Here is a 15,671-nt window from a genome sequence, read left to right as displayed (position 1 = left end):
TTTGTGGTAAAAGCTGATCCTGAATGAAGAAAATTTTATCTTTTTTATTTATATTCTATATTTTCACTTCAACTTTCGCACAGTTGGACAGAGAACATTGGTTTGCCCCAATGGTAGATAGAACGGGAAACCCGAATCCTTATCAAAATTTATATCTTTCAACCAACAGAACGACATCATTTCCGGTAAGTATTTACAACAACAATGTCCTGATCGGGACAGTGAACATCAGCAAAAACAATCCTCAGAAATTTGATGTTTTAAGAGATTATATCATCACTACTCAACAGACGGATTTATTTACACCCACTTCAAAAGGACTTTATCTAAAAGCAGAATTTCCTTTTTATGCTAACTTGAGGTTTTCGGTTTATAACCACGCAGAAATTATTACTTCAAAAGGAATTCCTTCTACAGGAAAAACTTTTTATGCAGCAAGTGCTCCAATAACGGTCAGCAATTTTATTTTGAATTTCATGACGAGTATATTGGCGACTGAAGATAATACAACAGTTACTATTTCAGGATACAAAAGTACCGTAGAATTTTCAAACGGAACAACGGGAGTCACCAACCCGACCATGACTTTTACATTAAATAAAGGACAATCTTATATTATTGATGGTAACGGTGCCCTATCCGGAAATTTTGATGGCTTCATCGGATCTAAAATTGTTTCAAATAAACCTATAAATGTCACCAACGGAAACTTCAACGGTCAATACGCAGGAAATTTCCCCGGCAGTTCTGATATTTTGATGGATCAGTCTGTCCCCGTTGAAAGACTGGGCAGCGAATTTGCCATCGTAAAAGGGAACGGAAGTATCGGAGCCAATATGGAAGGCGCTGTGGTGATCGCTACAGAAGATAACACCCAGATTTATGTTAATAATGAAATACCTCCGGTAGCTACAATAAATACAGGACAGTATTTTGTAATTCCAGACACCAAATATCAGTTACAGGGAAGCGGACACTATAATTTATATGTAAAAACATCGAAAAACGCTTATGTTTATCAGATTCTCGCCGGAGATTCAGCTTCTGGAAGTGAAGTAGCAACGGGTGGATTTAATTTTATCCCTGCCCTGAATTGTTATTTACCAAAACAGATCAACGAGCTAGGTTTTATCAATGAAAATTTTGTTCATTCGAATGCCAATCCTACCGGGATTTTAAATATTCCGACTAAGCTTAATTTAATTACAGAAAAAGGAGCTATTGTAACAGTAAACGGAACTCAGCCTTTGGCCAGTACAGGGCCTTTCAATATGACAGGTACCAACAATTGGGTAACTTATGGTATTCCGAATACCACAGGAACAATTACTGTAGTTTCAACAAAAGCAATTATGGCGGGAATAAGTGCGGGAAGTGATGCCGTGGGATACGGAGGTTTCTTTGCAGGTTTCCCGACACAGCCTGTGATTTTAAAATCCGGCGGAGATTGCGTTCCTGGAGTTGTTCTTACCGTCGATCCAATTATTTATGACACCTATCAATGGTACCGAAATGATGTTCTTATTATAGGAGCCAATACATCAACCTATATTCCTACTCAATCCGGATTTTATCACTGCTCGGTAACGATGGGAAGTTGTGCGCCTTTAGTTTCAGGAAAATTCAAGGTTTTGAATTGTTTAAAACAGACTACAGCTATTTATGATGTCTGTTCAGTAAAAACAATTACTCCAGCTTTCAGCAGTTCTACACAAACACCGGTTCCGTCTACCGTTGCAATTACAACTCAGCCAACTTTAGGAACAGCAGTTGTAAATTCAACTACAGGAATAATTACCTACACTGTTACCAACCCAGGAACTACAGGAACAGATACTTTCACGTACACTTTCTGCGGAAATGACGCAGACTTCCCGGATTGTGAATCGGTAACCGTAACGATTAATATTCAGGCATTGACGGTTACTAATAAAACATTAACCGCCTGCAACATCAATGGACAGGGAACTTTTAATTTAACAACAGCCAATGTTACCAACAACACTCCGGTAACGATTACGTATTACCCTACCCTGCTTGACGCTCAAAATGAGAATCTTGCAGCATTAATTACAGTACCTACAACCTATACTGCTCCAAACGGAACCATCGTTTATGCCGTAGTTAAAAATAATATCGGCTGTAAAAGTATTGCTCAGATTACCCTTAATTTGTTTAATCTGGCCATTGTTTTAAATAATTATAATGGTGTATTTTGTGATGATAATTTAGATGGAAGTGTAACCGTTAATTTATCAAATATCACTCCTCTTGTTCTTAATAATCCCACTTATTTTACGAATGTAAGATATTATGCTAGCTTAGGTGATGCCAACCTAGGAAATGCCAATACGCTTCCTAACAACTGGAGTTACACTGCGCCAACAACAATTTACATAAGAGTTGATTCTCCTGACGGATGCGCAAGTGTTGTTCAGCCTTTAAATTTCAGCATTGGAGCTAAGATTCCTTTAATAAAAACTTCATATGTCATAAGTGTCTGCGATAACGATCTTGACGGAATCAAAAATGTTGATCTGGCACAATTCATTCCACAATTTACGATAGATCCTAACGTTACGGTGACGTATCACGCGACTTTAGCTGATGCTCAAAATAACGTTGCCCCTCTCGGAAATCCAATGAATCTTACCGGAACTCAAACCATCCATATCAGATTTGAAAAACCCGGAGTATGTCCTAATGTAGCTTCAATTACAGTTAATATTAAAACTCCGAAAAAATCAAATGTTCTTTTTGATAAAATTGTTTGTCCAAAAACAACGACAAATTTGGATGCAGGACCTGGTTTCGACAGTTATCTTTGGAGTACAGGCGCTACAACTCCTGCCATCACGAACGTTTCAGCCGGAAGTTATTGGGTAGATCTTACTTTTGACGGTTGTACGTACAGACAAGCCGTCAATGTTACAGAATCTGTTCTACCTGCAATCGTTTCAATCGAAGTCAATGGAAATACAGTAACAGTCGGTGCAAGTGGCGGAACTCCTCCGTACGAATACTCTTTAGATGGTGTTAACTGGCAAGCCTCTAATGTCTTCCAGAATGTACCAAGAGGAAATCATGTTGTACACGTAAGAGATTCCAGAAACTGTGACGAAATTACGAGAACATTTACCATTATTAATCTGATCAATACCATAACTCCAAATCATGACGGGCATAATGATGATATTGATTATTCGGCTTTAATGGGCAACGATAATCTTATATTCAGAATATTCGACAGATACGGAGCTGAAGTCTTCAGAGGAACTCCTGCTAACAGATTTACTTGGGACGGAACCTTGGGCGGAAGACCCATAAATACAGCCACTTATTGGTATTTCATAAGCTGGACAGAATTCGGAGGCAGTACATCGGTAAAATATACAAGCTGGCTATTGGTAAAAAACAGATAAATTAACGTATATCACAAACTAGGTTTATAACATTCATTAACATTTTTATTATAAAGTTTAATATAACTTTAACCTGATTTCACTATTTAAGTAGGTATAAATTATTGGATTTCTATGTAATTTTGCCCTATTATATGAAGAAACTTATTACTCTAGTAGTCTTGCTTTTTCTGGTAAAAATCAATGCTCAAATATATAACGGGGAGGTCTTTTTAAGAGACAACTCGGTATTGTATCTAAATCAGGTTTATGTAACCAATCTTACTACGCAAAGAACTGTTCTTACAGATTATAATGGCGATTTTACCATTCAGGCAAATGCCGGAGATGTTATTCGTTTTACCTCGATTGTAACGGAAAGGAAGGATATTCAATTATCTCCCCAAATGTTTGGTCCTAAAAATTTAATTGAATTAAAAATAGCCTACCACGATATTCAGGAAGTTGTCATCAGCAGATTTAAACCTACCGGAAATCTGAGATATGATGTAAACGCTCTTAAAAAAGAAGACAAAGCTTTAGCATTGAAAAAAGTAATCGGCTTACCGGAACCAAAAGGCGACGGAAATCCACCGGAACTTCCTGTTGCAGGACTTCGAGATGGCGGACTTACCTTTAGCTTAGAAAGTATTTACGATATTTTATCCGGAGAAAGAAAGAAAAAACAACGTTATGTTGCCTACGAAAAGATGAACAGCTCTGTTGCTCAGATTAAAAATTATTTGGGAAAAGATTATTTCGTGAAATTTAAAATTCCGGAAAATTTGATTGATAATTTCCTTCAATTTGTATATACTTCAGAAAATATTCAACCTTATATTATGAATGGTAATTTCGAGGCCGTAAAAATCCCGATTGAAAAATATATGCCTATTTATCAGAGAAGACTTAGAAATTCTCATCTTCAGGATGTTATAAAATAAATTAGCACCATATTTGCTGTAAAGGAATGTATGTCATAAAATTTAAAGATATACATTCCTTTATTTTTTAAAAATATGTTTAATTTTATGCCATAATTTGGTGTTTTAGCCCTGATATTCCCTTCAATTTAAAACATCAAATCCCCAAAAACACAAGTAAGGAAAAAGATTAATTTAGTTTTTTTAAACTTAATATTAGTGAATGAAAAAGTTACTTTTACTCTTTAGTACAGTGTTATTTTTTGGACTTTTTTCTGCCCAGAGAAAAGACAAAGACTACAGCAATATCTTAAAAAGCAAAAACATTTATGAGATAAATGCTTTCTTAAGAGATGCTCACCCAGATGATCCGCGCAGATCCGTACTAAAACCAAGAGTAATGGAAATGATGAAGGAATATATCAAAACCGCTCGTCCCGAAGATCAAAAAGTAAAACAAATGCAGGAACAGCTTGCTTTGTTGAAGAGAAGACCATCTACAAAAATCTCTTTTGATGAGATGAACGCCATCATCAAACAAAAACAGATCGCAAAATACAACGCAGAATTACAGGCAAAGCAATCTTTGGTTGTCTATACTCCCAGCAGCGCCAAAAATGTTTACGTTACCAATACCTCTGCTGCAGCTTCAACAACCGTTATTGCCGATACAGAAGCAGAAGAATTCAACATGTTGATGTCTGTTTCTCCAACTGAACATAAGAATAAAACAGTACAGATATTAAACTCACTTTTCGATAATGATCCGATGAGTAAAGAGTGTATTGTGCTTATTCAAAACAAATCCGACTGTAATATTATTGTAAGAATGGAAGGAATTGGTACCACAAAATACAGACTTGCCGTTCCTGCACATAACGAAAGCTCGGTTGTAGTCACAAAAGGTGATTATCTTTTCACAAGTATTGTGTGCGGTGCTCAATATGCTTCTCAAAAAACAATCCAGAAACCACTGATGGTGGCATTGGGAAGCTCTGCAAAGAAGTAATAAATTCTCCAAATCTTTATTTATAGTTAAAAGACAAGGTCATGTTTTTAAATTTCGCTATTTTTGCAGGATTTTATATATCTCATGGGCAAAAATAAATTAGCAAGATTCGCTGAAAACAAAATATTACCAAACGTTATCCAGCCAACAAGAGAAGAAGCTTTAAATAGCTTTGCTCTGAAAGGAAAATGGAGAACAGATTTCTTTAAAAATGATAACCCAATTGTTCTTGAATTAGGCTGTGGTAAAGGAGAATATTCTGTTGGTCTTGCAAAAGCTTTTCCAGAGAAAAACTTTATCGGTATTGATATCAAAGGTGCCAGATTTTGGTTTGGAGCCAAAGAAGCTGTAGAAAATAACATGGGCAATGTTGCTTTTGTAAGGTCTCAAATTGAATTGGTAGACCATTTTTTTGGAGAAAACGAAGTAGATGAAATCTGGATCACGTTCCCTGATCCGCAGATCAAATACAGACGTACAAAACACAGATTGACTCATCCCGACTTCCTTGAAAGATATAAAAAGTTCCTGAAACCGGGCGGAATCATTCATTTAAAGACGGATTCTGAGTTTTTACATGGCTATACTTTAGGCTACCTTCAAGGCGCAGGCTATGAAATTGTATCGGCTCACCATGATATTTATGGAGCTGCTGAATATGATCCGGGTACCGAACATTTAAAAGATATAAAAACCTATTATGAAGAATTGTTTTCTGCAAAAGGAAAAACAATAACCTATATTAAGTTCAAAATAAATTAAAAAACAAACAGATGAAAAAACACACCCTCACTCATTTTACTTTAAAAAGTTAATCAGATTTTATTATTTGAGTGATAAAATTCGCTCGCAAAGATAAAGGTTGTAAAAATTTACATCCTTATTTTTCCATTTAAAAAACACAACACAAACACATAAGAACATGAAAGTAACAACTTTTAAAATTTTTATCAATGAAAAAAAATTCCCTCATCATTTCTGTACTTTTTGTACTGATCTCAAGTTTCGCGCATGCTCAAAAAAGTAGCAGCAAAAACATTCTAAAAAGTACAAACATTCAGGAAATTGAAGAATATCTGAAAACCTGCCATCCGGAAGATCCAAAAAAAAGTGTCTTAAAACCCAAATTACTTGCCTTAAAAAATGAAGAATGGACGAAAGGTAAAAAAGACGCAAAACCCATGGAAGCCAGACCTGTTATCACTGAAATTCCCAATAGTGTAATGAAAGATGCGAATTCTAAGGATGCAGAAGATTTTAAACGCTTAATATCTGAAACAAAAAAGAACCATAAAGAAAAGACAGTAAAGCTTTTAAATGCAATGATTAATGAAGATATCAGTAAAAAAGAAGTCATTCTTTTACTTAAAAACCGTTCTGACTGTAATTTAGTTTTAAGAATTGAAGGAAAAGACTTTTACAATATGGCAATTCCCGCACATGGAGAAAATTTCATTGTAATTAATAAAGGATCTTATACTCTAAATAGCAATGTTTGTGATGTGAAATATAATTCACAGAAAAGCATAAAAAAGAATATGTTTTTAACCATAAACAATCCCGAACAAGTTGGGAATAAATCAATTTTAAACAATAAGTAAAAAAGATTATTTTTACATCACAAATTCTTCACATGAAAAAGACGGTACTTTTTTACAGTTTTGCATTGACCATATTTTTAAACAGTTGCGGTACAACAAACTACCGCTCAACTCCGCCTGCTAGAAGACCGGTAACAACTAATCCTTCGAGTGCAAACAACTCATCAGGCCAGGTAGAAAGGGAATACAGTGCCTTAATAAAGACTTATAAGCCCGAAACAGCCGAAGTTCTTACAGATCTGTTAAACGGGTCAGATGGAGACAAAACCTCTATCACGGTTGAAAATAATTCGAGATGCAATATGGTACTTACGATAAGTGGAAATAATTACTTCAAAAAAATTCCGATTGGTACTAATAAAATAGGCTCAGCAATGGTTCCTAAAAATCAAAACTATAACTTATCCGGAATGTTGTGTAATTCTGTATATCAGAAAACGAAGTTTATAACGTCATCTTACAATATTAAACTTTCAAACTAATCTTAAATTAATAAATACAAAAAAACCGCTAAACAAGTTTAGCGGTTTTATTATTTTAAAGAAAATCTTAAATTATTCAGCAGAATCGAAATCTGCGTCTTTATCAGCAGATACTACTTCACCTTCTTCTTTAGATTTTTCTTTGTCAGCTTTTCTTTGAGTCTGACCGTCTTTGATAGATTCTGAAACTACGCTCAAGATCATATCGATAGACTTAGAAGCATCATCGTTTCCTGGGATAACGAAGTCAACTTTTCTAGGATCAGAGTTTGTATCAACAATACCGAAAACTGGAATACCTAATTTCTTAGCTTCAGTTACAGCGATGTGTTCTCTCATGATATCTACAACGAAGATCGCAGAAGGAAGACGAACCATGTCAGAGATAGAACCTAAGTTTTTCTCTAAGTTAGCTCTTTGTCTGTCAACCTGAAGTCTTTCTTTTTTAGATAAAGTTTCGAACGTACCGTCTTTTTTCATTTTGTCGATATGGTTCATTTTCTTAACAGCCTTTCTGATAGTAACGAAGTTCGTTAACATTCCTCCCGGCCATCTTTCTGTAATATAAGGCATATTAAGTTCAGCAGCGTGTTTTGCAACAACTTCTTTTGCTTGCTTTTTAGTAGCTACAAAAAGAACTTTTTTACCTGCAGAAGTTAATTTTTCTAAAGCGCTACAAGCTTCATCCAATTTAACCGCTGTTTTATGTAAGTCTACAATGTGAATACCATTTTTCTCCATAAAAATGTATGGAGCCATATTTGGATTCCACTTTCTAGTCATGTGACCGAAGTGTACACCAGCCTCTAGAAGGTCTTTTACATTTGCTTTTGCCATGTTTTCTGTTTTTGTTAGTTTACTTTCCGCTTCTTATGCAATCAACAACTTCTTTAGATGGGAGAAGTGTTTGGATGCTAAACGTAACGGGCAATTTGCTTTAGGCTTTAGGCATTAAGCTGTAAGCTTTCAAGCGGATTAAAAATTTTAATAAGTTCAAATAGCTTATTGCATATTGCTTTAAGCTTACCGCAATTCTTAACGTTTTGAGAATTGGAATCTCTTTCTTGCTTTTTTCTGACCTGGCTTCTTTCTTTCCACCATTCTTGCATCTCTCGTAAGTAAACCAGCAGGTTTTAAAGCTAATCTGAATTCAGCATTGATTTCACATAGAGCTCTTGAAATACCTAATCTGATAGCTTCTGCCTGACCTGTATTACCACCACCGAAAACATTTACGGTAACGTCATACTGACCAACAGTTTCAGAAAGGATAAACGGTTGGTTTAATTTATAAACCATAACGTCTGTAGAGAAATAAGTTGCAGCTTCTTTACCGTTTACTGTAATGATTCCAGAACCTGGTTTTACATAAACTCTCGCTACAGAAGTTTTTCTTCTTCCGATTTTGTGAACTATAGACATATTAATTAATTATTTAAATTCGTTAACATTAATTGTTGCAGGCTGTTGAGCTTCATGTTTGTGCTCAGTTCCTTCATATAAGTAAAGGTTCTTCAATAAAGCAGATCCTAATCTGTTTTTAGGTAACATACCTTTTACAGATTTTTCTAATACTTTTAAAGAATCTTTCTTTTGAAGTTCAGCTGCAGTCATAGACTTTTGACCTCCAGGGTAACCTGTATGCCAGATATAAGTCTTATCGTTCCACTTGTTTCCGGAAAGAGTAACTTTCCCAGCATTCAAAACAATAACGTTATCACCACAATCTACGTGAGGTGTAAAGTTTGTTTTGTGCTTACCTCTCAAAATCTTTGCAACCGTAGAAGCTAGTCTTCCTAACGGCTGTCCTTCAGCGTCTACCACAACCCATTCTTTATTAGCAGTAGCTTTGTTCGCTGAAACAGTTTTGTAACTTAATGTATTCACACGTTTTAGTTAAAGATTAAACATAATTTTCCCCATAAGGGTGTGCAAAGGTACAAATTAATTTTGTAACCCGAAAGTATATTTTAGATAAAGTATTGAAAGTAAGTTTTGATTAAACGATTCAACAGATTTCATCTATATAGATTATTTCTGGCATAAATCTTGTAAATAGTTTGAAGATGAAAAAAACGTTTTAGAAAATTCTAAAAACACAGGTGATAAAGTAAAGAGTTTGGCAACTCAAACTCTTGCTTTATTAACTTTTCTTTAAATATTTCCGTAAAAGATTATTGATATAATTATGGTGTAAAGTTAAATAATTATCTTTGCGCAAAACCCTCCACATCCATGAGCCACGGAAAAATCAGAGAAGATAAAACTTGTTTAAACTGCAATCATCAGGTAGAAGATCGATATTGCCCACATTGCGGACAGGAAAATGCCGAAACAAGACAACCATTCTATTATCTCTTCACCCACTTTTTCGAGGACTTCACTCATTACGACGGACAGTTTTGGGGTACATTAAAAAACCTTCTAATAAAACCAGGAAAGCTTACAAGCACATATTTAGAAGGTAAAAGACAGAAATTCGTACCACCTGTGAAGCTTTATATTTTTGTCAGTTTCATTACTTTTTTCATGTTCGCTCTTTTTCCGATGATTAATATTAATTTATCAGATAAGAAAGATGCCGGAAATCATAATAAAACAAGTTTTTTCGACAAAATAAAAGCTGCAGAGACGCAGAAAATACTCGATAGTATAAAAGCTGAAAAAAATCTAAGTCAGGAAGATTCTGCAACAGTTAAAAAACTTAATACATTATTATCCGATTCTGCTGAAATAAATGATTTCAAGGAAACGTTCGAAATGGATAAAAAAATCGATGAAGATATTAATTTTGGAGGATATGGAACAAGAAAGTCCTATGATTCTGCAAAGGCAAAAAACCCATCGAATTTGGATTTTATACAAACTCCGCTAGCTCATAAATTCTTTGAATTAAAGGAAAATGGCGTTTCAAAAGCAGAAATATTTAAAAATTTAGCTGAAAAATCTTTCCATAATATGCCGAAAGCTCTTTTCATTTATCTTCCATTGTTTGCATTCTTTTTATGGATTTTCCACAATAAGAAAAAATGGTGGTATTTCGATCATGGAATTTTCACATTACATTACTTCTCTTTCCTTTTGCTGAATATTTTATTTATATTCCTTATCGCAAAATTAACAAGCGTAATAGACGTTGGATTTATTAATGTTATATTATATTTATTGATCGTATTTTTATCATTATATAGTATGGTATACTTTTTTATTGCTCATCACAAAGTTTATCATACCCATGGAGCAGTCAGCTTTATAATTGGGATCGTATTATTTATGATAAATTTCTTTGCATTTATGATCTTGGTCATCGGCCTTGCTTTAGTAAGCTTTCTGATGATCCACTAAATATAAAATGAGACTGCCTTTTAAGACAGTCTCATTTTTTTTATTTTCTTAATGACTTGCTTCCTTTAAAACTTGCAATCAAATAATACGCAACAAAAACCATTGAAAATTTAAGTATCGAAGGAATTGCCAATTCTAAACTAAAAATTAATGTTCCGATCAATACTAAAGCCCCCATCGCAACAAAAGAAAAACCTAATTTTTGTGGCAAGGTAATATTAGGCGTATCTAAATAATAAGCAATCCCCCACGCAATCCCGAAAGCCAAGGCATAATATATATCAAGACCGATATTGTTGGAACTATAAAAAAAATAATTAATAAGGAAACTCAAAACTGTTCCTAAAGCAAAATACATCAAAGCCTTTTTCATACTATATATAATATGATGCAAAAATAAAGAAATTAGTTAGCATTTCTAAACGAATGTTTGTTCAGTTGGGAGAAACTCAATTCTATAAAAACATTTAATTATTTGATTTAAAACAAATTAAATATAAAAATCAGGTTGTTATTTTATTATTATATTTGGAATTCAGAAATTTTCTAGATTTTTATGGAAACCCAAAAATATACTCCAACAAACAAAGTAAGAATTGTAACAGCAGCGTCGTTATTCGACGGACATGATGCAGCTATTAATATCATGCGTCGTGTGATTCAGGGAACAGGATGCGAAGTTATCCACCTTGGCCACGATAAATCTGCCGAGGAAGTTGTAAATACAGCCATTCAGGAAGATGCCAACGCAATTGCATTAACATCTTATCAAGGTGGTCACAACGAATATTTCAAATATATCTACGACCTTTTAAGAGAAAAAAATTCACCCCAAATCAAGATTTTCGGCGGCGGCGGCGGTGTAATTCTGCCAGAAGAAATCGAAGATATCATGTCTTACGGAATAGACAGGATTTATTCTCCGGACGACGGTCGTGAGCTTGGTTTACAGGGAATGATCGATGATTTGGTGAAAAGATCCGATTTCGCGACAGGAAAAGACGTGACGGCAAGTGACTTAGAATCAATTAGTTTTGAAAATTCTACAAGCATTGCTAAAATCATTTCTGCTGTTGAAAACTTCTCAGAAGAAAAACCAGAATTGGTAAAAGCGATTGACGAAAAATCAAAAGATTTAAACATTCCAATCATCGGTATCACAGGTACAGGTGGAGCCGGAAAATCTTCTTTAACAGACGAATTGGTAAGACGTTTCTTACGTTCCAATACAGATAAAAAAATTGCCATTATCTCCATTGACCCTTCGAAAAAGAAAACAGGAGGAGCGCTTTTGGGTGACAGAATTCGTATGAACGCGATCAACGATCCTAGAGTTTATATGCGTTCGATGGCGACGAGAGAAAACAACGTTTCTGTTTCTCCGTTTATTCATTCAGCATTGAATGTGTTGAAATTAGCTCATCCAGATGTTATCATCTTAGAAACTTCAGGTATTGGACAATCAGGTTCAGAAGTTTCAGATTTTGCAGATGTTTCAATGTACGTAATGACTCCTGAATACGGAGCTTCGACACAGTTGGAAAAAATCGACATGTTGGATTACGCAGATTTAGTTGCTTTAAATAAATCTGACAAACGTGGTGCTTTAGACGCGCTTCAAGCCGTTAGAAAGCAGTTCCAGAGAAACCATTTATTATGGGAAAGTCCATTGGACGATATGCCTGTTTATGCAACAAAAGCTTCTCAATTCAATGATCACGGAACAACCGATTTATACAATAGATTAGTTGAAAAAGTAAATGACAAGTTTTCTGATTTAAACTTACAAGGTTTTGTTGAACAAGAAGTTTCTGAAGATATCACGATTATTCCACCGAAAAGAGTTCGTTATTTATCAGAAATTGTAGAAAATAATAGAATTTACGACGCTAATGTTGAAAAACAAGCCGAATTAGCAAGGAAAATGTATCATATTGAAGGGGTAAAAAAATTCCTTTCTAATGAAACATTAGATGCTGAATATCAAAAAGCTGAAAAAGATCTTCAACAGGAAAATATCGATTTCCTGAAAAATTGGGCTGATACTAAAGAGGCTTTCAAAGCTGAATTTTATTCATATTTCGTTCGTGGAAAAGAAATTAAAGTAGAGACTTCAACAGAATCTTTATCTCATTTAAAAATTCCAAAAATCTCTTTACCAAAATATACAGATTGGGGAGATCTAATTAAATGGAAAGGTCAGGAAAATCTTCCGGGAGGATTCCCGTATACAGCTGGAATTTATCCTTTTAAAAGAACAGGAGAAGATCCAACGAGAATGTTCGCCGGAGAAGGAGGTCCTGAAAGAACGAACAGAAGATTCCACTATGTTTCTGCCGAAATGGATGCAAAACGTCTTTCAACAGCGTTTGACTCTGTAACTTTATACGGTCAAGATCCAGCATTACCACCAGATATTTATGGTAAAATCGGAAATGCAGGAGTTTCAATCGCAACATTAGATGATGCTAAAAAATTGTATTCAGGATTTGATTTGGTGAACGCCATGACTTCGGTTTCAATGACAATCAACGGACCGGCTCCGATGTTGTTGGCTTTCTTTATGAATGCTGCAATCGATCAAAATGTTGAAAAATATATTGCTGAACATAAGCTTGAAGCTAATGTTGAAAAAGCTTTAAAAGCAAAATTCGACGATAAAGGACTAGAAAGACCAAAATATAACGGCGAATTACCTCCATCAAACAACGGTTTAGGATTAAAATTATTAGGACTTACCGGAGATGAAGTAATTCCTGCAGAAGCTTATGCTGAAATTAAGGCTAAAACAATCGCAACCGTTCGTGGAACAGTTCAGGCTGATATTTTAAAAGAAGATCAGGCTCAGAATACTTGTATTTTCTCTACTGAATTTGCCTTGAGATTGATGGGTGACGTTCAGGAATATTTTATCACAGAAAAAGTAAGAAATTTCTATTCGGTTTCTATTTCAGGATATCATATTGCGGAAGCGGGTGCGAATCCGGTTTCTCAGCTAGCATTCACTTTGGCAAACGGTTTCACGTATGTGGAATATTATTTGTCAAGAGGAATGGATATCAATGATTTTGCACCCAACTTATCGTTCTTCTTCTCCAACGGTATCGACCCTGAATATTCAGTAATCGGACGTGTAGCAAGAAGAATCTGGGCAAAAGCCATGAAATTGAAATATGGAGCAGACGAAAGAAGTCAGATGTTGAAATACCACATCCAAACTTCGGGACGTTCGCTTCACGCTCAGGAAATTGATTTCAATGACATCAGAACGACTTTACAGGCGCTTTACGCAATCTACGATAACTGTAATTCACTTCACACCAATGCTTACGACGAGGCGATTACAACGCCGACTGAGCAGTCTGTAAGAAGAGCTATGGCGATTCAGTTGATTATCAATAAAGAATTAGGTTTGGCGAAAAACGAAAATCCACTTCAAGGTTCATTTATTATTGAAGAATTAACGGATCTTGTTGAAGAAGCTGTTTATGCAGAATTCGACAGAATTACAGAGAGAGGAGGTGTTCTTGGTGCGATGGAAACGATGTATCAACGTTCAAAAATTCAGGAAGAATCGATGCATTACGAATGGCTAAAGCACACTGGAGAATATCCGATCATCGGGGTAAATACTTTCCTTGGAAAAGACGGTTCACCAACGGTTCGCCCAGGAGAAGTTATCCGTTCGACTGAGGAAGAAAAACAGGTTCAGATCGAGACCCTTCATAATTTCCAACAATCTAATGAAGATAAATCCGAAGCCGCTTTAAAAACATTACAACACGCTGCCATCAATCAGCAAAATTTATTTAATGTAATGATGGATGCCGTGAAATATTGTTCTCTTGGACAAATTACCAATGCTTTGTTTGAAGTGGGTGGTAAGTATAGAAGAAATATGTAAGCCCGTAGTCGGGCGGACAGTTTAAATAAAAAGCCGTAGAAATTAATCTACGGCTTTTATTATGAAATTTCCAAAATTAACTTTTCCGAAATTTCAATAAATATCTCTAAGGGTATTTCACCTTGATAAATGCCATCACCAACCATTGAAGTAATATCAATTTCTGATCTTATCTTTGATTTATCATATACGTAAAACGTTTTAGTAACTTTATCAAGATAAAAAGTAAATGAAACTTCATCATAAAAATTCCCATCAATTTCAACTTGCTCGTCACCAGTATAGCTTTTTCTATAGATATTAGATAGAACTTCCTTGATATTACTCTTAATAGCTCCTTTATTGAATTTTAACTGAGTAATTGTTGTTCCTAAATTTGAGGTACTGGAACCTTCAAACAATTCTGAAAAGCCATTTGGAATAAGATTTCTATGAAGATTAACTTCTCTTAAATCTCCATTATTCATCATCTTTTCCATTAATTTAAAATTTGGGGCAGAGGTAAGTTTAATTTTAATTCTATTTTCACCTTCAAAACCTTTTCTCACCAAAAATTTATTGAAACAATCTTCAAAACTTTTTTGAATACTATGAGTTGATTTCCTTTGTAAAATCAAATATCCTTCATTCCTATTTTTTGGTATTTGAATATAAAAATTCAATATTCTAGCTTGTAATTCATCTGGTGATATAGAATATTTAGTTTCATTCGTTCTAGGGTCATTAACATTTGCAGGATCGCCAGTGCTTCCAGCATCAAATTTACCACAGATAAATCTTCTACCTTCAAAAACCCTTGGCAACTCTCTTAAAGTCAAGCTTTTATCTTTACCATTTTCATTAAATTTTTTAATGTTAGCAATAACGTCTTGGCAAAACTCATCAAAGAGATCTAAAAAATCTAAGTTTCCAGGTAGATTTCCTAAAAAATGATTTTCTCCATTTTTATTTTTAATAGAGAATTTGAAAGTTGATACTTTATAATTCATAATGATTCTTTTTTTAA

At 34.6% G+C, this 15,671-nt stretch carries 13 protein-coding genes; 8 read left to right on the top strand and 5 right to left on the bottom strand.

Annotation, left to right across the window (positions count from 1 at the left end; all coding sequences use genetic code 11):
* The first annotated feature begins 23 nt into the window (after positions 1-23).
* From AC1Q7L_RS14455 to AC1Q7L_RS14430, 6 genes are all read left to right on the top strand, one after another.
* Positions 24-3,422, top strand: a complete 3,399-nt coding sequence (locus AC1Q7L_RS14455; RefSeq protein WP_492306976.1) for an FIDD domain-containing protein — start codon at positions 24-26, stop codon at positions 3,420-3,422.
* 134 nt (positions 3,423-3,556) lie between these two features.
* On the top strand, positions 3,557-4,345 hold the full coding sequence (locus AC1Q7L_RS14450) for a hypothetical protein (protein ID WP_492306977.1): 789 nt from the start codon (positions 3,557-3,559) through the stop codon (positions 4,343-4,345).
* Positions 4,346-4,547: 202 nt separating this feature from the next.
* Entirely contained in the window at positions 4,548-5,333 is a 786-nt protein-coding gene (locus tag AC1Q7L_RS14445) for a DUF6759 domain-containing protein (protein ID WP_410693716.1), read from the top strand.
* Positions 5,334-5,417: 84 nt separating this feature from the next.
* On the top strand, positions 5,418-6,095 hold the full coding sequence (gene trmB / locus AC1Q7L_RS14440) for a tRNA (guanosine(46)-N7)-methyltransferase TrmB (protein WP_492306978.1): 678 nt from the start codon (positions 5,418-5,420) through the stop codon (positions 6,093-6,095).
* Between the two features lie 191 nt (positions 6,096-6,286).
* A complete protein-coding gene (locus AC1Q7L_RS14435; RefSeq protein WP_492306979.1) occupies positions 6,287-6,934 on the top strand; it encodes a DUF6759 domain-containing protein in 648 nt (215 codons plus the stop codon).
* Between the two features lie 32 nt (positions 6,935-6,966).
* Positions 6,967-7,416 carry a DUF6759 domain-containing protein gene (locus tag AC1Q7L_RS14430; protein WP_492306980.1) on the top strand — a complete coding sequence of 150 codons (450 nt, stop codon included), beginning with the start codon at positions 6,967-6,969 and terminating at the stop codon, positions 7,414-7,416.
* A 72-nt stretch (positions 7,417-7,488) separates the two neighbouring features.
* Here the strand turns inward: AC1Q7L_RS14430 and rpsB are convergent, their stop codons facing one another.
* The 3 genes from rpsB to rplM form a co-directional block, all read right to left on the bottom strand.
* Entirely contained in the window at positions 7,489-8,253 is a 765-nt protein-coding gene (gene rpsB, locus AC1Q7L_RS14425; RefSeq protein WP_410693720.1) for a 30S ribosomal protein S2, read from the bottom strand.
* Between the two features lie 198 nt (positions 8,254-8,451).
* Positions 8,452-8,838 carry a 30S ribosomal protein S9 gene (gene rpsI / locus AC1Q7L_RS14420; RefSeq protein WP_054511446.1) on the bottom strand — a complete coding sequence of 129 codons (387 nt, stop codon included), beginning with the start codon at positions 8,836-8,838 and terminating at the stop codon, positions 8,452-8,454.
* A 9-nt stretch (positions 8,839-8,847) separates the two neighbouring features.
* A complete protein-coding gene (gene rplM / locus AC1Q7L_RS14415; RefSeq protein WP_066754694.1) occupies positions 8,848-9,303 on the bottom strand; it encodes a 50S ribosomal protein L13 in 456 nt (151 codons plus the stop codon).
* A gap of 348 nt (positions 9,304-9,651) precedes the next feature.
* On the opposite strand from rplM, the gene AC1Q7L_RS14410 reads away from it, so the two are divergent.
* Positions 9,652-10,761 (top strand): DUF3667 domain-containing protein, encoded by a 1,110-nt coding sequence (locus AC1Q7L_RS14410; RefSeq protein ID WP_492306981.1) that lies wholly within the window; start codon positions 9,652-9,654, stop codon positions 10,759-10,761.
* 40 nt (positions 10,762-10,801) lie between these two features.
* On the opposite strand, the gene AC1Q7L_RS14405 is transcribed toward AC1Q7L_RS14410, so the two are convergent.
* Positions 10,802-11,134 carry a hypothetical protein gene (locus AC1Q7L_RS14405; protein ID WP_492306982.1) on the bottom strand — a complete coding sequence of 111 codons (333 nt, stop codon included), beginning with the start codon at positions 11,132-11,134 and terminating at the stop codon, positions 10,802-10,804.
* A gap of 183 nt (positions 11,135-11,317) precedes the next feature.
* Between AC1Q7L_RS14405 and AC1Q7L_RS14400 the strand changes: the two genes are divergently transcribed.
* Positions 11,318-14,665, top strand: coding sequence for a methylmalonyl-CoA mutase family protein (locus AC1Q7L_RS14400; protein WP_492306983.1), 3,348 nt, complete (start codon positions 11,318-11,320; stop codon positions 14,663-14,665).
* A gap of 59 nt (positions 14,666-14,724) precedes the next feature.
* Here AC1Q7L_RS14400 and AC1Q7L_RS14395 read toward each other — a convergent pair whose 3' ends face one another.
* Positions 14,725-15,654 carry a hypothetical protein gene (locus AC1Q7L_RS14395; protein WP_492306984.1) on the bottom strand — a complete coding sequence of 310 codons (930 nt, stop codon included), beginning with the start codon at positions 15,652-15,654 and terminating at the stop codon, positions 14,725-14,727.
* Between the last annotated feature and the right edge of the window lie 17 nt (positions 15,655-15,671).

The organism is Chryseobacterium sp. GW823-FHT05E08, assembly GCF_058795655.1.
The sequence above is the reverse complement of the archived record's forward strand: the minus strand, read 5'-3'. Positions and strand labels throughout refer to the sequence as shown.